Origin of the sequence: Streptomyces sp. NPDC007189 (assembly GCF_040703635.1) — a bacterium.
Lineage (GTDB): Bacteria > Actinomycetota > Actinomycetes > Streptomycetales > Streptomycetaceae > Streptomyces.
In genome coordinates this window covers 17299-35624 of record NZ_JBEYEY010000021.1, presented here as the reverse complement: position 1 = coordinate 35624, position 18326 = coordinate 17299, and the positions used below count along the sequence as shown (strand labels likewise).

The following is an 18326-nucleotide window of genomic DNA, read 5'->3' as shown; positions in this document are numbered from 1 at the left end:
GGCGAAAACGGCTTTACCTGCCATGGGATACTGGGTGGGTCTATCCATCCCCACGAGGAGAACGGCACCCCTTCCTATGGCCTCGGTCACGTCCCTCAGCGACAGCGTCCAGCAGCACCTCGCGTCCGCTCTCTCGGCCACCCTGCCGGAGGCCGCCGGCGCGGACCCGCTGCTGCGACGAAGCGACCGGGCCGACTTCCAGGCCAACGGCATCCTGGCGCTGGCCAAGAAAGCGAAGGCGAACCCGCGGGAGCTGGCGACGCAGGTCGTCTCCCGTGTGGTGACGGGTGACGAGCTGATCAAGGACGTCGAGGTCTCCGGCCCCGGCTTTTTGAACGTCACGATCGCGGACCGGGCGATCACCGGGAACCTGGCCGCGCGGTACGCGGACGAGTCGGGCCGCCTCGGCGTGCCGACCGCCCCGGAGCCGGGCACGACGGTGATCGACTACGCGCAGCCGAACGTGGCGAAGGAGATGCACGTCGGCCATCTGCGGTCGGCGGTGATCGGCGACTCGGTGGTCCAGCTGCTGGAGTTCACCGGCGAGAACGTGATCCGCCGGCACCACATCGGCGACTGGGGCACCCAGTTCGGCATGCTGATCCAGTACCTGGACGAGCACCCGCACGAGCTGGACCACAAGGACACGCAGGTCACCGGCGAGGAGGCGATGTCGAACCTCGACCGCCTCTACAAGGCGGCGCGGAAGAAGTTCGACTCCGACGAGGAGTTCAAGACGCGCGCCCGGCGCCGGGTGGTGGACCTGCAGGCCGGTGACCCGCACACGCTGGCCATGTGGCAGAAGTTCGTGGACGAGTCGAAGATCTACTTCTTCTCCGTCTTCGAGAAGCTGGACATGGAGATCCGCGACCCGGACATCGTCGGCGAGTCGGGGTACAACGACATGCTGGCGGAGACCTGCCGCCTGCTGGAGGAGTCGGGCGTCGCGGTCCGCAGCGAAGGCGCCCTGTGCGTGTTCTTCGACGACATCAAGGGCCCGGACGGCAACCCGGTCCCGCTGATCGTCCAGAAGTCGGACGGCGGCTACGGCTACGCGGCCACCGACCTGTCGGCGATCCGCGACCGCGTCTTCAACCTCAAGGCGAACACGCTCCTGTACGTGGTGGACGCCCGCCAGGCCCTGCACTTCAAGATGGTCTTCGAGACCGCGCGGCGGGCCGGCTGGCTGGGCGAGGACGTCAAGGCGCACCAGCTGGCGTTCGGCACGGTCCTCGGCAAGGACGGCAAGCCGTTCAAGACGCGTGAGGGCGAGACGGTCCGGCTGGTGGACCTGCTGGACGAGGCGATCGACCGCGCCTCGGCCGTCGTGCGCGAGAAGGCCCAGGACCTCTCCGAGGGGGAGATCGCCGAGCGGGGCGCCCAGGTGGGCATCGGCGCGGTGAAGTACGCGGACCTGTCGACGTCGGCGAACCGGGACTACAAGTTCGACCTGGACCAGATGGTCTCGCTGAACGGCGACACGAGCGTGTACCTGCAGTACGCGTACGCCCGTATCCGGTCCATCCTGCGCAAGGCCGGCGGGACCCGTCCGGCCGCGCACCCGGAGCTGGCGCTGGCGGACGCCGAGCGCGCCCTCGGCCTGCACGTGGACGCCTTCGCGGAGACGGTCGCGGAGGCGGCGGCGGAGTACGCCCCGCACAAGCTGGCCGCGTACCTGTACCAGCTGGCGTCCCTGTACACGTCGTTCTACGACAAGTGCCCGGTGCTGAAGGCCGAGACGCCGGCCCAGGTCGAGAACCGTCTCTTCCTGTGCGACGTCACGGCCCGCACCCTGCACCAGGGGATGGCGCTGCTGGGCATCAGGACGCCCGAGAAGCTCTGATCCACCGGCCCTTCGGGGTCTTCACCCGGATGCCCTTAGAGTCTGTGGAGCGCTGTTGTGTCCACAGACTCCGAGGGAGCCCGATGTCCGAGCGAGTCCCTGATCCCGCCACCTCCCATTTCGGCCGGGACGGCATGCGCCGGTTCACGGTGCCGGCCTCCCACGGCGTCCGGCTGCCCGACGCGGTCCGCGAGGCGCTGACGGACACGGGGGTCCCGCTGCACGTGCGGCCGTACTTCACGGCGGCGGGTGACACCGACGACCCGACCCTGGGGCTCACCGCCGGGCACCAGCAGCTGCCCGCACCCGCCGACGGACGGGAGAACTGGCTGCGGATCGGCGGCGACCCGCTGGCCCATCTGTGCGTGCGTCCGGACGGCGCGGTGCAGGCGGTGTTCCTGGGACTCGGCGAGGACGACATGTTCGTCAGCTCGGACGTGTGGGCGTTCAACGCCTCGCTGGCCGCCCTGGACCGCCGTATGCCGGTGATCGCCGCCTCGACCAGTCTTCCGGTGGCGGCGGCCGCGTTCCGCGAACTCAACGCCGAGCTGCGGCACATCGACGCCGCCGCGTTCGAGGACCGCGAGAGCTGGTGGCCGAAGGTGCTGGACGACGTGCGGCACACCCTGAACTTCCCGTTCTCCTCCGCCTTCGAGTACGTCGACGCGTCCGGCGCCCAGCAGATCGTCACCGACGCGACCGGGCCGGGCCGCCCGCACCCCGAGGAACTGGTCTGGCAGCGCCTGCACGCGCAAGGGGTGGCCCCCGAGCAGGTCCGGCGCGTCTACTGCGAGCTGGAGCCGTGCATGATGCCGGGCCACTACTGCGCCGTATGGCTGCAAGCCACCTTCCCGCACGCGGAGTTCACGCACAGCTTCGACTACGGCGAGACGGCGGACTCCCGCGAAGAGGGACTCAAGGAGTTGATCACGTACGCGGCGAAGCAGGCGGGCCGCCGGTGACCGAGGCACCGAAGTGGTCCCGCCCGTCGGCGGGCCGCGAACCCGCCGCGGCCGCGCTGCTGTCCTGGCTGGCCGATCCGCAGGCCCCCCGCCTGTGTGTCGTCACCGGAAGCGCGGGATGCGGCAAGTCGACCCTGCTGGCCTGGCTGATCGGGCACGGCACGCGGGAGGGGACACAGCCGGAACGCCGGATCCACGGTTTCGTCCCCCTGGCCGGCCAGACCGCCCTGACCGCCGCCTGGACCCTCGCCGAGCAGCTGCACGTGGCCGCCCGCACCCCGGGCGAGCTGGTGACCGCACTGGCCGCCGAAGAGCGCCGCACGGTGATCGCGCTGCCGGAACTGCACGCGGCGGCGGACACCGAGGCGGTGACCGAACTCGCCGTGACCTTGCTGGAGTTGCCACACGTACGGCTGTTGGTGGAGGTCCGCAGCGACAGCGCCGGAACCCTCACGGCGGCCCCGGCGGCCGTGATGGACCTCGACCAGCCGCAGTGGACGGATCCGCAGCGGTACGCGGCGTGGGCAGCGACCCGGCCCGCCGACCGTCATCAGCCGGTACCCGAAACCCTTGGCGTCGCCGTCGACTTGGACGACCCGGCGGCGGTCTGCGCCGTGGACCCCTGGCAGGTGTCCGTCGCCTACGAACGCTCCGGGGACACTCACGGAGGCCTGCGCGCGGCATGGCTGCGGGCGGGAGCCTCCCTCACCCGCGAGCAGACACCGGCGGACCGTGCCGTCGTCCTCTTGTCGGCGCTGGGCGACGACGCCGACCCGAGACTGCCGGAAGCGCTCGCCGCGCTCACCGGGGGCGCCGCATGGCAGGTGGTCTGGCGCAGGGTGCGCGGCGACGTCCGCCCGCCGTGGCCGGGACCGGCACGCGCGCTGTCATCGGGGCGCGGGCACCTCGCCGGGAAGCTGGTCGTGGCCGATCACCAGGGCACGATCCGGCTGCTGGAGGAGGCGGACGCGACGCCGGCCGGCCGGCTGCCGGAGCCGGTGGCGGGGGTACGCGCGGTGGCCGCCGTACCCGAGGGTGACGTCCTGGTCCTGGACACGGAGGGCCGGCTGCACGCCAGGCGCAGTCCGACGGCGCCGAGGGCGACGGGCTTGGCGGCACTGCTGGAGGAGGGGCCGACGCCGCTGGAACGGCTGGTGGAGGCGGCGCGGTCCCAAGTGGGCGGCTCGGCAGTGACGTTGGCGTACGCGGAGGGGCTGCTCGCGGTAGGTGACGCAACGGGCCAGGTGCTCGTGTTCCCGGAGACCGAGGGTGCGCCGGGGCCGCTGACGGCACGGCTGCACAAGGGCGAGGTGGCGGCCGTGGCGGCCCTGCGCCTTGAGGTGTCCGACGCCGCGCCGGGCATCCCCCTGATCTACAGCGGTGGTTACGACGGCACGGTGCGGGCGTGGGGCCCCGGCGCCGAGCCGCTCGCCACCCCCGTCCGGTCACGGCCGTGCCCAGTGACGGCACTGGCCGCGGCGTCCACGGATGCCGGCCCGGTGCTGGCAGTCGCCTGGGCGGACGGCCTGGTGGAACACGAGACTCTGGAGGAGGGCGGCCAGATCCGCACCTTCTGGTCCGGCGCCCCGGTGCACTCGCTGGCGCTGACCGGGGCCGGACATCTGCTGATCGGCACGGACGAGACGCTGGCCTGCCTGGTGCTCGCATGAGGTTCGCCGTCTCATCGCATGCACCCTGCGTGTCGGCCCTGTCACTTGGGCTGCATTCGCCTCTTCTCTCAAGTCCCGAGCCACTGCCCCGGCTATCCCCTCGGGTTCGTTGGGGCTGGAACAGTACGTACGCTGCGGGCGTGATCGTCCCTGATTCTTGAGCAGTCACCGGCGGACAGGGCCTAGGTCCTCCTGGCCCGCCCTCGGCGGCGAGGCCGACCCCGGACTGCCGCAGGCACTCACCGCCCTGGCCGGGACCGGCACGCGCGCTCTCGCCGGCTGCCGGAGCCGGTGCAGGGATCGCGCGCCGTGGCCGCCGCACATGACGGTGACGTACTCGGGGACGAACCCGGAATTCCCCCGCTCTACAGGGGCGGTTATGACGGCTCGGTACGGGTGCGGGACCCGGAGCGGATCCGCTCGCCTCCCCTGTTGTATCTAGGCCGTGCCCGGTGACGGCCCTGGCGGCGGCGACTGATGCTGGTGCATCTGCAGCCGGCGTGAGACCCGGTTGGTGTCGTTGTCACAGTCATGCCATAGAGGGCGGCGTCGGCCTTGCCTTCCAACTGCCCCCATCCGTTACGGTTTTTAGGCTCATACGACGATCGGAGCACGAGGGGGCGTCACGGGGGATGGGCTACACGATTCCGGGCTGGCTGGACCAGGTCCTCGACTACATAGGCATCCACTTCCCGAACGTCGACGAGGACGATTACCGTCATATGGCCACGGCGATGCGGGAGTTCGCCGACAAGTTCGAGGGGCACGGCGCGGACGCACACAAGACGGTGGAGCAGATCCTCGCCTCGTCCAAGGGCTGGGCCGTGCACTCGATGCAGACTCACTGGAACCAGGTCAAGGCCGGCCACCTGGACAAGATCCCGGAACTGGCCCGCCTGTTCGCCGACGCCCTCGACGTGGTCGCGGACGTCATCTTCGGGATGAAGACGAAGGCCGAGGCCGAACTCGCGGTCATGGCGGGCTCGGTGGGCCTGTCGGTCGGCCTGGCGTTCGTCACCGGGGGCCTGTCCGCCGTGCTCGGCGCCGCGGAGGTCACCGCCATGCGCCAGCTGGTGAAACGAATCATCGACGAGGCCGCCGACCAGATCGTGAACGAACTGATCGCCAAGGTCACCGAGCCGGTCAACGCCAAGCTGGAGGCGATGATCGAGGACGCGGTGCTGAACCTGGCGGAGGACGCCTTCTCCCTGCCGCCGGATCCGACCGGCGGGGGCGGTGGCGGCGCGGGCGGCGGCGGTAGTGACGGCGGGCACGGTCACGGCCACGGCGGCATGAAGCTGGCCTCGGCGGGAGGCAGCGGTGGCATGGAACTGGCCTCCGCGTCCGGCGGTTCGCGCGGGGGCGGCGACCTCCACATAGACCACGAGGAGTTCGAAAGCGGCGCGGGCAAGCTCTCCTTCCACGGCAGCGAACTGCACCTGAACAGCGCCGCCCCACTGGGCAGGGCCAAGGGACTGTTCGGCCGCACCAAGGGCAAGGACCCCTTCACCCAGACCTTCGACTCGATGATCCACGGCGCCCTGGAAGGCTGCGAAAAGGCCCTGGTAAAGGTCGGAAAGCATCTCACCGAGACGGTCCCGGACCGTGCACGGGCGGTGTCGCGGCTGCACAAGGGCAACGACATCGACGTCGGGAGGCGGGCCAAGCGGATCAAGACATGGAAGGACGGCGAGGACGCCGAAACGCGCACGTACCTGCTGCACGCCGACGGGTCCGTGCAGCGACTGCACGCCGACGGCGGTACGGGAGACCTCGACGACCACGACAGGAAGCGCCTCCATGGAATCGTCGGCGATGACGGCCGCTTCTACATCCCTGCGACGCCGAAACAGAAGTCAGAATTCCACGCCGAGCAAAAACATCCGGGAAGGGCGAAGTCCCAAAAGATCGACCCGTCCACCAGCGATCTCGCTCGGGCCACCCAGGCGGCTCGTGTGGCCCGCGGCGACGACGGTGGAACAAACTATGCCGCAGGCCGTTACATCGACGGGGCCGGCAGGGAATCAATCCTCGTCGGCTACAGCAATAAGAGGGGCCATTCCGAGCGCATGATAGGGTTTCCTGTCATTCACTCAAATCAGAAGCACAGACTTGAGGAAATATTTACAGAGCGGGAACCTTGCCAAAAGAACCCCGTATGTGCCCGCTGGCTAGATTACCACTTCGGTTCGGACCTGAGAGTAACCCACGCCGCAGATTACTACGACGAAAACATGAAGACCACCAACACGGAACACACTAAATATGTGAACGGTCTGAAGAAGACGCTCGGACTATAGCGCCACGCTAGGATGCACCTGTGAACTTTACCGTCAACTCCAGCGACCTGGTCAAGGCCTACGGGCTGACCAACGTGGTCTATTATCCACAATTCACGGCCGACGAATCCGTCGATTCGCGCGCCTTGTCTCTCCTCAGTTCCGTAGGACTACCGCACTCGGAAGTCTTCACATCGAAAGAGGATCCGGAGGACCCGTACGAACCGGGCTTCGACCCGCTCATCGTCGGCAGCCGCTTCGATCACTACGGCTTGTCCTGCCCGGAGGAGAGCCGGGCATGGTGGGTTCTGGGGTACCTCTTCACCTCGCTCATCGCTCTGGACCCACGGTCCGGGAAGGTGTATGCCTTCCCGGAGAGCGAAGAGCAGTACATTTTTCTGCACCGCGACGTGGAGTCCCTGCTATTTAGCCTCATCGAGTTCCGGAAGCTGGAAGTCGGTCACGAAAGCAACGTCGATCCTGCGGAACTCACCGAACGTTTCAGGCAAGTGGTCGGTGCCTTCGACCCCACGCCGTTCGCCGACGAGGAATCGCAGTGGAACCTGTCACTCGAGGAAATCGAGCACGGGATCTGGTAAGGAAGCGGTGGTGAAGAATCCACGCCCGCTCACCCGGCTGTCGCTCCCCGGCACCATCGTGAGCCCCTGGAAGCCCCGCGTCCGGGAGCAGACCGCGGCGGAGGTGATCAAGGCCCTCGCCGACCGGGACCGGCAGGAGGCAGCCGGGGACAGACTGGCCGCGCTTGGCCCATCGGTGGTACGGCTTCTGATCGGGGAGCTGACGGACACGGCATCGCCGGTACCGCCGTGGGAGATTGAATGGGTGCTGGCCAAGCGGATCGGGCCGGCTGCCTACGACCAGGTGCTGGGCGCCCTGGCCGCCGCACCGGACGAGGAGTCGCGGCGCCGCCTGAGCCGAGCGTTCTCGTCGCTCGGAACGGTCGACCGCTACATCGAGGCGCTCAGCCACCCCTCCGCGTCCGTACGCCAGTCCGCCGCCTTCGGCATCCAGTCCGCCTGCTCGGTGGCCTACGGCAGGGAGCCGAATCCCGATGTGGACTACGGCCGCGTGATCGACGCGCTGATTCCGCTGCTCGCCGACCCGGACCAGGATGTGGCCCAGCGGGTGAGATGGGTGCTGACCATGCTGGGCCCGGGCGTCGTCGGACCTCTGCGGCGCGTGCGCAGTCATGGGCCAGGACGGCTTCGGGCACGCGCGCTGTCCGTGCTCGCCGCGGTCGGCGGCGAGGAGGCGCTGTCGACGGCCGACCGCGCCGCCGTGGAGCGGCTGATCCGCATCAAGCTGCCGTACGACCAGGCCCGCCCTCTGGACACCTGCTTCACCTCCTGGATCACCGTCCCCGGCGGCGACCAGCAAGGAATCGTGGACGTGCTCGACCTCTTCGACGCGCGGCCGGCCACGTTCGCGCTGGGCCTCAGCGTCGGTGCGCACGACAGTCACGACGGCGCCGAATACGGCAGGGTCTACGTCACCCCGGAAGTCGACGGCTGGACGCTGGTACTCGGTCCCTGGTGCAATCCCGTCGACCCGGAGCGCGCGGAGGACGTGCTGCGCGTCGTCACGGAACTGAGCCGCCGCTACGGCCACGCCCAGGCGTACCACTTCGGCGAGCAGGGCGGCAGTTCGGGATGGCTCGTCGCGGAGCACGGGAACGTCGTACGTCGCTACCGCGCCTCCTGGGACGGGAACGACGCGCGGTACACGCTGGGCGAACCCCTCCCCGAGGAGCGCGCCGTCTGCATCGAGGAAGGCGTCACGCCGGTGGGCGAGGACACCGCCGCCGGCGAAGAGGACGACGAGGAGTGGGCGGATCTCGCCCCGTACCTCGCAACGGAGTTGGCACGCCGGCTGGGGGTCAGTCCCTTCGGCCTGGGCCCGGACACCACCGTGCGGGGAGCCGGGATCGTGGCCCTCACCCCGTACGCGCGGGAGCACGGACGGCCGAGCACGGGGGCGTACGCCATCTGACCGCAGTCGGTCAGCCGGAGGGTGCCTCCGCGTTCTCCGCGTCCCCCTCGTCCTCCGCGTTCTCCTCGGCCAGCTCCCGCGCGCGACGGGCCAGGGCCCGGCGTACGGCGTCCGGGGTGAGGACGCGTAGGGGCGTGCCCAGGGTGAGGAGGTAGCGGGCGAGGCCGTCCGGGTCGGGGCCGCCGATGTCGACCACGGTGGCGTCGGGGCCGTCGGGGCGGTGGGTGCCGACCGTGGGCGGGATCAGCCGCAGCGCCTCGTTCATGGGGAGGGGGAGGCGGATGGTCGCCGAGAGGGGGTAGGGGCCGTTCGCGATGTTGCGGGAGACCAGGTGGGCCGGGTCCGGTGCGTCGGTGAGGTCCGCCGGGTGGGCGGTGGGCTGGAGGCGGTCGACCCGGTCGGCGCGGAAGGTGCGCCATTGGTCGCGGCCGACGTCCCGTGCGACGAAGTACCAGCGGCGGCCCGTGTGGACGAGCCGGTACGGGTCCACGTCCCTGGTCGTGCTCCTGCCCTCCCCGTCGGTGTACGACAGCCGGGCGCGGCGGCCCTCCCGGCAGGCGACGGCCAGTTCCAGCAGCAGGCCGGGGCGCAGCTGGGGGCCGTCCGTCCCCGGGAGGCGTACGAAGGCGTCGTCCAGGTCGCCGAGGCGGTCCGCGATGTGCCGGGGCAGGACCTGCCGCAGCTTCAGCAGCGCCGAGAGGGCAGCCTGGTCCCTGCCGAGCGCGCCGCTCAACGCGGCTCCACGCAGGCCGACGGCCACGGCCAGCGCTTCCTCGTCGTCCAGGATCAGCGGCGGCACACGGGATCCGGCGCGCAGGCGGTAACCGCCCCAGGGGCCGGCCTCCGAGTCGACCGAGTAGCCGAGGTCCCGGAGCCTCGCTATGTCCCGGCGGACCGTGCGGTCGGTGACCTCCATGCGGTCGGCCAGTTCCGCGCAGGTCCAGGAGGGGCGGGAGGACAGCAGGGACAGCAGGCGCAGAAGGCGGGCGGAGGAGCTGAGCACGGCGGGAAGTCTTTCAGACGTCAGCGCACGACCAGGACCGGAACTGTCCTGGTCATGTCCTACCGTCCTCCCTATGACCACAGACACCTCGTCCGCACCAGCGTTCCGCTTCGCCGCCGTCACCTTCGACTGCGCCGATCCCGCCGAAATGGCGCGCTTCTACAGTGAGTTGCTCGGCATGTCCGTCGCCTTCTCCAGCGACGACTTCATCTTCCTCAGCAAGGAGGGTTCGACCGGCCTGGGCTTCAACCGCCTCGCCGACTACCGCCGGCCCACCTGGCCGGACCCGGCCCAGGAGAAGCAGGCGCACATCGAACTGGGCGTGGACGACCTGGACGCCGCGGAGAAGCGGTTGCTCGAACTGGGCGCGGAGAAGCCGGAGTTCCAGCCGGGTGGGGAGCGGTGGCGGGTGCTGCTGGATCCGGCCGGGCACCCGTTCTGCATCACCACGCTCGTCTGAGACCTCAGTTTCTTATGCACGCCCCTTTCAGTTCCTGATGAGCGCCCCCTGCACCGGCTCGCGACCGGGGCGGGGGCCTCTGCGGTTGCCGCGTGGGGGGCGGTGGGGCCACAGGAGGACGTACGCCGCCGAGCCCAGGCAGAACGTCAGGCGGATGAAGCCCCGGGTGGAGTCCGACGGGATCAGCAGGGCGCTGCCGTACAGGGAGATCAGCGCGATCCAGCTGACCCACGGGACCAGGCGCCGCTGGCCGATCGAGTCCCAGATCAGGGTGCCCAGCAGCACGGAGGCGTTGTAGTACGTGTACACGCTGGGGTCGAGGAGGATGCGGGCGTCGGCTGCCAGGAACACCACCGCCGGCCAGCGGCCCCGTCGTACCGCCAGGGCGCCCAGGCCCATGCCGAGGGCCATCTGGGCGGGACGGTCCCACCAGGGGGTCCGGGGGTCGTGCACGCCGAACCAGCGCAGGGCGGACGCCGGTTGGTTGGGGATCGCGAAGCGGGCCGCGTGCAGGGTTTCCAGGTGGGTCAGGTAGAAGGGCAGCCAGGCCACCGCCACCAGGCCGAACGTCCAGGCCGCGGCGCGCAGGCGGGCCGGGCGGGGCAGGGCGAGCAGCAGCGGCAGGAAGCCCACGGCCCAGGGTTTGGAGTCGACCGCGAGGGCCAGGAGGACGCCCACCGCCGTGGCGTTGCCCCGGACCAGTGCGCGGACGGCGAGCGTGGTGAAGAACAGGGCGAGGACGTCGTCGAGGTGGGCGAAGCGGACCGCGACCTCGACCCACATGGGGATGAAGGCGGCGCCGGCGACCAGGACGCGTTGCTGGAGGCGTTTGTGGTTGACGCCGGTGCCGAGGTAGTGGTCGGCGGCGGCGCGGCCGACCAGGACGAGCATGTACAGGCCGAGTCCGGACATGAACGCGTCGGCGAGTTTCTCGCCCAGGCCGGCGGGGAACGGCGCGAAGAGCCCGGCGACCAGGAAGCTGACGGGGCCGATCTGCAGCTCGGGATGGTTGGCGTAGAGGGCGAGCCCGCCGCCGTTCGCCTGGCCGAAGAGCAGTTGCTCACCCTCGCGCAGATAGTGCCAGGACACGGCCGCGTGGCGCTCGGCCACCGCGAACCAGACGGTCGTCCACAAGGTGAGCAGCACGATGTGCCACCGCACCCGGTAACGCCCGATCCGCACGTTCCTCCGTCCTTCCCGTCACGCCGGTCACCGTGTCCCGCCCATCACAACACCACCCGGTAAGAGCGGGTTCGGGCGTCCTGGGTTCCTCGGGCGCGGTCGGCCAACGGCGTTGTCAGTGGCGGCCTTTACAGTCACGGGTATGGCGACTCTTCCCAATCCGCTGCCCAGGCTGGCCACCGACCCCAGCGGTCGTTCCCTGGGGCTGCGGCTCCCTCCCGGCCGGCTGGTCGACCTGGCGTACGACGGCCCCTGGCACGAACCGCTGCTGTGGCACGCGGAGAAACCCGCCGCGCCGGGCACGTGGAAGGCGCTGGGCGCGCCCGCGGCGCAGGCCGGTCTGCTGCCGGTGCTCATAGACCTGGCCGCGACCCGGGGCGCGCTGGAGGACTGGGTGCTGCTGCCCGGCGAGACGTCGTATCCGGGGGACCACGACGCCGAGGACGTCCTGGCGGAGTACTGGCAGGAGGAGACGGAGGACGGCGAACTCACCGAGGAGATCGAGCCGTTCGGGGACACCTGGCCCGGTCTCGCGCCGGCCGGGTCGCTGGCCGCGGACCCGGACACCCGCGCCGCGCAGATCGCCGACGGGCTGGAGGGCGGCCGGGGCGCGGCGATCGAGGAGGCGCACCTCGCCCTGGTCCCGGCGCGCCGGTCCGCCGACATCCCGGCGGCGATCGGCTGGACGGGCCCGGTGAACTACGAGAGCGACGTGGCCCGGATCTGCGCGGTGCTGCGTTCCTGGGAGGACCGCTTCGGCATACGGGTGGTGGCCCTCGGCCTGGACACCCTCGTCGTCTCCGTGGCGGCTCCGCCGGCCACCCAGGAGGACGCCGAGGTGCTGGCGGCGGAGCACTTCGCGTTCTGCCCGGACAACGTGCTCCAGGGCGAGGAGACCACCGTGCGCACGTATGCGAAGGGGCTGGTCGGCCGGCCCGTCTGGACCTTCTGGTGGGACTGAGCCGGCACGTCCGTCAGCTCCGCAGGGCCCGCTGCAGCCTGCGCAGGCCCTCCGCGATCTCCTGCGGCGTCTGGGTGACGAAGCACAGGCGCAGGGTGGAGGGGTCGGGGGTGCCGGCGTAGAAGGGCGCGCCGGGGACGTAGGCCACGTTCTGCTCGACCGCGCGGGGCAGCAGGGCGAGGGTGTCGTACGACTCGGGCAGGCGCGCCCAGAGGAACATGCCGCCCTCGGGCCTGCCCCACTGCGAGCCGGGCGGGAGGGCGTCCGGCAGGCCGGCGAGCATGGCGTCCCGGCGTTCGCCGTACACGGCGCGCACCCGCTTCACATGGGCGTCCAGGACGTCCAGGTAGCGGGCGGCGGCGAGCTGGTTGAGCGTCGGGGTGTGCAGGTCCGCGGCCTGCTTGGCCACCGCGCAGGCGCGGCGCAGTTCGGCGGGCGCGCGCAGCCAGCCGAGGCGCAGGCCGGGGGCCATGACCTTGGAGAGGGAGCCGAGGAGCACCGTGCGGTCCTCGGCGCCGGGGAGGGAGGCGATCCAGGGGACGGGCTCGCCGTCGTAGCGGAGTTCGCCGTAGGGGTCGTCCTCGACGATCCACACGCCCTCGCGGGCGGCCACGGCGGCGATCTCGGTGCGGCGCGGCGCGGGCATGGTACGGCCGGTGGGGTTCTGGAAGGTAGGGACGAGGTAGAGCAGCTTGGGGCGTTCGCGGCGGATCGCCTGTTCCAGGGCGGCCGGGTCCACGCCGTCCGCGTCGCCGGGCACGGGCACGAGGCGCGCGCCGGCGAGGCCGAAGACCTGAAGTGCCGCCAGGTAGCAGGGGCTTTCGACGAGGACGGTGTCGCCGGGTTCGAGCAGGGCGGTCGCCAGGAGGGACAGGGCCTGCTGGGAGCCGGTGGTGACGAGGAGGTCGTCGGCGGTGGTGGGCAGGCCCCGGGCGGTGGCCCGCGCGGCCAGGGCGGCTCGGAGCGTCGGCTCGCCCTCGGTGGTGGAGTACTGCAGCGCCTGCGCCGGGGTCCGCGCGAGGGCAGCCTCGAACGCCGCGGCTATGCCGTCCTTGTCGAACAGCTCCGGCGCCGGGAGCCCGCCCGCGAAGTTGATCATCTCGGGGCGTGCGGTGACCGCGAGGATGTCCCGCACCGGTGAGCCGCCCACGCTACGGGCGCGCGCGGCGAGCGGCGGGACGGGGGCGCGGCTCGGCTCCGCCGGTGCCGGCGCAGGCTCGGCAGCGGTCCCGGCGAGACCGGGGGCCACGGGTTCGGTGACGGTCGCGGCGGCGCTCGGGGCCGCCGGCTCGGCGACGGTGGCGCCGGGCCCCTGGGCGGTGGGGCCGGAACTCGGCTCGGTGGTGCCGGGCCCGTGAGCGGTGCCGCCGGGACTCGGGTCGGTGATGTCAGGCCCCTGAGCGGTGGCACCGGAACTCGGCTCGCTGACGCCAGACCACTGAGCGGTGGCACCGGAACTCGGCTCGCTGACGCCAGACCACTGGGCGGTGGCGCCGGAACTCGGCTCGCTGACGCCAGACCACTGAGCGGCGGTGCCGGAACTCGGCTCGGTGGTGCCGGGTCTCGGGGCGGCGGGTTCGGTGACGGTCACGGCGCGTGGCTCCTTCGGCTCCGGGGCGGTGTCTCCACCACCCCGGAGCCTACGGATCAAGGTGCCGTGTACACCGTTCGTTCCGCGATCCGGACCGCACGGCCGCCGGGCGTTACGCGAACGCCGGGGTCTCCTTGGGGTTCGGGCCGTACTGGTTGGCGCCCGCCTGGCTGTCCGAGCAGAAGAAGACCAGCAGGGTGATGGGGCCGGCGAGCGGGACGACCGCGAACAGCAGCCACCAGCCCGAGCGTCCGGTGTCGTGCAGGCGGCGCACGGCGACGCCCCAGGCCGGCAGCAGGAAGGCGAGGTAGATGATGCCGAAGAGGGCGAAGAGGGCCGACGCGTGGGTCGCGGCCGCGATGCCTCCGACCACGGCGTAGATGATGTAAGCGAACAGGAAGAACAGCCAGTACTCCTTGCGGCGCGCGCGCCCGCTGAAGACCGCGTACTTCTTGAGCGCGGCGAGGAACCAGCTCATGACAACCCCCCTGGGATCGACGTTCAGACCGTCCGGGATCCGATCCGGCCAGCGCAGAGGGTAGAGGTTCGGCGCGACCCCGTCATGCGCGTCAGGGCGCCCAGGTCAGCGTCCCGGCCCGGCTGCTGAGCCCGAATCACCCTGCCTCAAACATCGGTTTCCGGACAGATCCCCCCGTGGGCACGGGCCGTTTCCCCTACGGCGGCGGGCCGTTGGGGGCGGCGAGTTCGTTCCGTTACCCAACCGACGGTCAACCGAGGCCGTTCCGCCGCCACTTCGGTACCGGAACGACCTCCTCCTGTGTCCGTCAGCGCAGCTTCTGCGCCGCCTCGACAGCCCAGTACGTGAGGATGTTCCTCGCGCCGGCCCGCTTGATGCCGGTCAGGGTTTCGAGGATGGCGCGGTCGCGGTCGAGCCAGCCCTTCTCGGCGGCGGCCTCGATCATCGCGTACTCGCCGGAGATCTGGTAGGCGGCGACGGGGACGTCCACGGCGTCCGCGACCCGCGCGAGGATGTCGAGGTACGGCCCGGCCGGCTTGACCATGACCATGTCCGCGCCCTCGGCCAGGTCCAGCTCCAGCTCCCGCAGGGACTCGCGCCAGTTGGCCGGGTCCTGCTGGTAGGTCTTGCGGTCGCCCTGGAGCGAGGAGGCGACGGCCTCGCGGAAGGGGCCGTAGAAGGCGGACGAGTACTTGGCGGTGTAGGCGAGGATCGCCACGTCCTCGCGGCCGATCTGGTCGAGCGCGTCGCGGACGACACCGATCTGGCCGTCCATCATCCCGCTGGGCCCGACGACATGGGCGCCGGCGTCGGCCTGCACCTGGGCCATCTCGGCATACCGCTCGAGGGTCGCGTCGTTGTCGACCCGGCCCTCGGCGTCCAGCACCCCGCAGTGCCCGTGGTCGGTGAACTCGTCCAGGCACAGGTCGGACATGACGAGCAGGTCGTCGCCCACCTCGGCGCGCACGTCGCGCAGCGCGACCTGGAGGATCCCGTCCGGGTCCGTGCCGGCCGTGCCCCGCGCGTCCTTCTTGGCCTCCTCCGGCACGCCGAACAGCATGATCCCGGAGACCCCGGCCTGCACGGCCTCCAGCGCGGCCTTCTTCAGGCTGTCGCGGGTGTGCTGGACGACACCGGGCATGGCGGCGATCGGCACGGGCTCGCTCACGCCCTCCCGGATGAACGCCGGGAGGATGAAGTCGGCCGGGTGCAGTCGCGTCTCGGCGACCATGCGGCGCATGACGGGCGACGTACGCAGCCGCCGGGGACGCGTACCGGGGAAGGATCCGTACTTCGTCATGCCTTCTACGCTACGCCCGCCCGGCCCGCGCCTTTGCCGACGCGATGTCGGTCCGGGCGGCGACTCATAGGCGGCCCACAGGCGCCCCACAGCGAGCCCATTCACGGGCAAACCGGCGCCGCCATACGAAGTCTTTGCGCTCCCCTGGGCATCCCTGGAACCCACGGCCTCCCCAGCGTTCTACGCGCGTGGTGTCATGCACGCGCCACCCCCTCCCCGTGCGCTCACCCAGGAGTCACGCATGCTGCGGAAGGTCCTCACCCGCGCGGCCGTCGCCGTCACCGCCGGCGCCGCCGTCGTCGCCACCGCCGTCCCCGCGAACGCCGCCAGCTACTCGGCGTTCGCCTTCTCCCGGAGCGGCAGTCAGCCCACGATCTACGACTTCGTCAACTCGGCCACCAGCACGCTCGACATGACCATGTACGAGCTGGAGGACACCACGGCCGTCAACGACCTCATAGCCCTGAAGAACAAGGGCGTCACGGTCCGCGTCATCCTCGACCGCCAGCACCAGTCGGCCAACAACTCCGCCTACACGTCCCTGAAGAACGCGGGCGTGGGCGTGGTCTGGTCCTCCTCCGCCTACGTCTACACCCACCAGAAGACGATCACGGTCGACGGCGTCAAGTCGCTGATCATGACCGGGAACCTGACCTCGCAGTACTACACGACCAGCCGCGACTACGGCGTCTTCACCGACGACACCCGTGACGTCGCCGCCATCGAGAAGGTCTTCAACGCGGACTACACGGCGACGTCGATCACCCCGACCGACGGCGACCACCTGCTGTGGTCCCCCACCGACTCCCGCAACCGCCTGGTGTCCTTCATCAACTCCGCCACCAAGAGCCTGGACGTGGAGGAGCTGGAGTTCAGCGACAGCACGGTGGTCAACGCGATCGCGGCCCGCGCCAAGGCCGGCGTGAAGGTCCGCGTGGTCCTGGAGGACCCCTCCAGCTACTCCAGCGAGGTCTCCGCCATCAAGGCCGCCGGCGGCACGGTCGTCGGCTACTCCGACCCCAACGGCTTCTACATCCACGCCAAGGCCATGGTCGCCGACTACGGCCTGAGCACCCAGGAGGTCGAGGCGGGCTCCATGAACATCAGCAGCAACTCCCTGAGCAACAACCGCGAGCTGGGCATCATCCTCACCGGCACGGGCGTGGCCGAACCGGTGGCACAGACGGTCGAGACGACGTTCAACAGCGACTACGCGGGCGGAACGGCGGCGTAGCCCCCTCAGCGGCACCCACCGATCGGCCCGGGTGGCACGGCTTCGACCGCCCCACCCGGGCCGATCGTTTTCCGTCTCACCCAAGAGCGCTTTGTCCAGGCGGTTTACATACGGTGCGCGCAGCCCTACTCTCCCGCTCAATGGGAGCGCTCCCACGACCCAAAGACCACCGTCCTGTACGTCCATCTGCGAAGGGTCACTCCCCCCATGATCAGACGCAGCAGAACGTCGGCGCTGCTCGCGGCAGTCGCCACCATGCTCTCCGCGTTAGGGCTGGTCATCTACGGCACGGGATCCGCGTCGGCCCACGGCGTCGCCATGTTCCCGGGCTCGCGCACCTACCTCTGCTACAAGGACGCGATCACGAGCACCGGCGCGGTCGATCCGACCAACCCGGCCTGTGCGGCGGCCATCGCACAGAGCGGTGCGACCTCCCTCTACAACTGGTTCGCGGTGCTGGACTCCAACGCCGCCGGTCGCGGCGCGGGTTACGTCCCGGACGGCACCATCTGCAGCGCCGGCAACAAGTCGCCGTACGACTTCAGCGGTTACAACCTCGCGCGCGACGACTGGCCGAAGACGCATCTGACCTCGGGGTCCACGATCCAGCTGCAGTACAGCAACTGGGCCGCGCACCCGGGTGACTTCCGCGTCTACATCACCAAGCAGGGCTGGTCCCCCACCACCCCGCTCGCCTGGTCGGACCTGCAACTGCTCTCGACGGTCACCAACCCGCCCGCGTCCGGCTCGCCGGGCACGGACGGCGGTCACTACTACTGGGACCAGGCGCTGCCCTCCGGCCGGTCGGGCGATGCGCTGCTCTTCATCCAGTGGGTGCGGTCGGACAGCAACGAGAACTTCTTCTCCTGCTCCGACATCGTCTTCGACGGCGGCCACGGCGAGGTGACGGGCATCCGCGGCAGCGGCGACACGACCCCGCCCCCGGACGGCGGCGGTACGACCACACCGCCCCCGGACGACGGCAACGGTTCCTGCATGGCCACGTACAGCGTGGACAGCTCCTGGAGCGGCGGTTTCCAGGCGACGGTCACGCTCATGAACCACGGCAGCTCGCCCCTGAACGGCTGGCACGTCGGCTGGACCCCGGCCAGCGGCACCACCATCAGCAACGTGTGGAACGGTGTCCTGTCCAAGGGCACGAACGGGGCGGTGACGGTCACCAACGCCGACTACAACCGCACCATCCCGGCGGACGGCAGCACGACGTTCGGCTTCGTCGCGACGTCGTCCGGCAACAACCTCCCGTCGGGCTCCCTGACCTGCACGAGCCCGTAGCACCGCCCTGACGCGGCGGTACGGGTACTCCGTCGTGGAACGCGGGATGCCAAAAAC

15 protein-coding genes are annotated in these 18326 nt (G+C 70.5%); 10 read left to right on the top strand and 5 right to left on the bottom strand.

The annotated features are described in order from the left end of the window. Positions 1 to 76 precede the first annotated feature (76 nt). The 6 genes from argS to AB0950_RS33425 all read left to right on the top strand — a co-directional run bounded on the left by argS (position 77) and on the right by AB0950_RS33425 (position 8764). Positions 77 to 1843: an arginine--tRNA ligase gene (gene argS / locus AB0950_RS33450; protein ID WP_366780107.1), complete on the top strand. Its 1767-nt coding sequence runs from the start codon at positions 77 to 79 to the stop codon at positions 1841 to 1843. Positions 1844 to 1926: 83 nt separating this feature from the next. Further along, the gene (locus tag AB0950_RS33445; protein WP_366780106.1) at positions 1927 to 2805 is read left to right on the top strand and encodes a nucleic acid/nucleotide deaminase domain-containing protein; all 879 of its coding nucleotides are present in this window, start codon (positions 1927 to 1929) and stop codon (positions 2803 to 2805) included. Continuing rightward, complete coding sequence (locus tag AB0950_RS33440; protein ID WP_360575257.1) at positions 2802 to 4475, top strand: hypothetical protein; 1674 nt, start codon at positions 2802 to 2804, stop codon at positions 4473 to 4475. Before AB0950_RS33445 ends, AB0950_RS33440 begins: the two co-directional genes overlap by 4 nt. Before the next feature lie 632 nt (positions 4476 to 5107). Further along, positions 5108 to 6775, top strand: coding sequence for a nucleic acid/nucleotide deaminase domain-containing protein (locus AB0950_RS33435; RefSeq protein WP_360159322.1), 1668 nt, complete (start codon positions 5108 to 5110; stop codon positions 6773 to 6775). Positions 6776 to 6795: 20 nt separating this feature from the next. Then, positions 6796 to 7353, top strand: coding sequence for an SUKH-4 family immunity protein (locus AB0950_RS33430; protein ID WP_360159319.1), 558 nt, complete (start codon positions 6796 to 6798; stop codon positions 7351 to 7353). Between the two features lie 10 nt (positions 7354 to 7363). After that, a complete protein-coding gene (locus AB0950_RS33425) occupies positions 7364 to 8764 on the top strand; it encodes a hypothetical protein (protein ID WP_366780105.1) in 1401 nt (466 codons plus the stop codon). A 10-nt stretch (positions 8765 to 8774) separates the two neighbouring features. Here the strand turns inward: AB0950_RS33425 and AB0950_RS33420 are convergent, their stop codons facing one another. Continuing rightward, the gene (locus tag AB0950_RS33420; protein WP_360159313.1) at positions 8775 to 9767 is read right to left on the bottom strand and encodes a YafY family protein; all 993 of its coding nucleotides are present in this window, start codon (positions 9765 to 9767) and stop codon (positions 8775 to 8777) included. A gap of 73 nt (positions 9768 to 9840) precedes the next feature. On the opposite strand from AB0950_RS33420, the gene AB0950_RS33415 reads away from it, so the two are divergent. Next, the gene (locus AB0950_RS33415; protein WP_360159310.1) at positions 9841 to 10227 is read left to right on the top strand and encodes a VOC family protein; all 387 of its coding nucleotides are present in this window, start codon (positions 9841 to 9843) and stop codon (positions 10225 to 10227) included. A gap of 27 nt (positions 10228 to 10254) precedes the next feature. Here the strand turns inward: AB0950_RS33415 and AB0950_RS33410 are convergent, their stop codons facing one another. Next, complete coding sequence (locus AB0950_RS33410; RefSeq protein ID WP_360159307.1) at positions 10255 to 11409, bottom strand: hypothetical protein; 1155 nt, start codon at positions 11407 to 11409, stop codon at positions 10255 to 10257. A 142-nt stretch (positions 11410 to 11551) separates the two neighbouring features. Between AB0950_RS33410 and AB0950_RS33405 the strand changes: the two genes are divergently transcribed. Further along, on the top strand, positions 11552 to 12370 hold the full coding sequence (locus AB0950_RS33405) for a DUF4253 domain-containing protein (RefSeq protein WP_360159304.1): 819 nt from the start codon (positions 11552 to 11554) through the stop codon (positions 12368 to 12370). A 13-nt stretch (positions 12371 to 12383) separates the two neighbouring features. Here AB0950_RS33405 and AB0950_RS33400 read toward each other — a convergent pair whose 3' ends face one another. The 3 genes from AB0950_RS33400 to hemB form a co-directional block, all read right to left on the bottom strand. Next, positions 12384 to 13520 carry a PLP-dependent aminotransferase family protein gene (locus AB0950_RS33400; protein ID WP_366780156.1) on the bottom strand — a complete coding sequence of 379 codons (1137 nt, stop codon included), beginning with the start codon at positions 13518 to 13520 and terminating at the stop codon, positions 12384 to 12386. Between the two features lie 553 nt (positions 13521 to 14073). Continuing rightward, positions 14074 to 14439: a DUF805 domain-containing protein gene (locus AB0950_RS33395; RefSeq protein ID WP_360159301.1), complete on the bottom strand. Its 366-nt coding sequence runs from the start codon at positions 14437 to 14439 to the stop codon at positions 14074 to 14076. Positions 14440 to 14746: 307 nt separating this feature from the next. Continuing rightward, a complete protein-coding gene (gene hemB, locus AB0950_RS33390; RefSeq protein WP_360159298.1) occupies positions 14747 to 15739 on the bottom strand; it encodes a porphobilinogen synthase in 993 nt (330 codons plus the stop codon). A 241-nt stretch (positions 15740 to 15980) separates the two neighbouring features. Here hemB and AB0950_RS33385 point away from each other — a divergent pair, with 241 nt between their 5' ends. Continuing rightward, positions 15981 to 16973: a phospholipase D-like domain-containing protein gene (locus AB0950_RS33385; RefSeq protein ID WP_360575264.1), complete on the top strand. Its 993-nt coding sequence runs from the start codon at positions 15981 to 15983 to the stop codon at positions 16971 to 16973. A gap of 207 nt (positions 16974 to 17180) precedes the next feature. Beyond that, positions 17181 to 18269: a lytic polysaccharide monooxygenase gene (locus AB0950_RS33380; RefSeq protein ID WP_366780104.1), complete on the top strand. Its 1089-nt coding sequence runs from the start codon at positions 17181 to 17183 to the stop codon at positions 18267 to 18269. The last annotated feature ends 57 nt before the right edge of the window (positions 18270 to 18326 follow it).

Excerpts from the sequence above, each read along its gene's own strand:
- AB0950_RS33415 (WP_360159310.1), top strand. The coding sequence starts at position 9,841 with ATGACCACAGACACCTCGTCCGCACCAGCGTTCCGCTTCGCCGCCGTC.
- AB0950_RS33395 (WP_360159301.1), bottom strand. The coding sequence starts at position 14,439 with ATGAGCTGGTTCCTCGCCGCGCTCAAGAAGTACGCGGTCTTCAGCGGG.
- AB0950_RS33445 (WP_366780106.1), top strand. The coding sequence starts at position 1,927 with ATGTCCGAGCGAGTCCCTGATCCCGCCACCTCCCATTTCGGCCGGGAC.
- AB0950_RS33385 (WP_360575264.1), top strand. The coding sequence starts at position 15,981 with ATGCTGCGGAAGGTCCTCACCCGCGCGGCCGTCGCCGTCACCGCCGGC.
- argS (WP_366780107.1), top strand. The coding sequence starts at position 77 with ATGGCCTCGGTCACGTCCCTCAGCGACAGCGTCCAGCAGCACCTCGCG.
- AB0950_RS33380 (WP_366780104.1), top strand. The coding sequence starts at position 17,181 with ATGATCAGACGCAGCAGAACGTCGGCGCTGCTCGCGGCAGTCGCCACC.
- AB0950_RS33435 (WP_360159322.1), top strand. The coding sequence starts at position 5,108 with ATGGGCTACACGATTCCGGGCTGGCTGGACCAGGTCCTCGACTACATA.
- hemB (WP_360159298.1), bottom strand. The coding sequence starts at position 15,739 with ATGACGAAGTACGGATCCTTCCCCGGTACGCGTCCCCGGCGGCTGCGT.
- AB0950_RS33405 (WP_360159304.1), top strand. The coding sequence starts at position 11,552 with ATGGCGACTCTTCCCAATCCGCTGCCCAGGCTGGCCACCGACCCCAGC.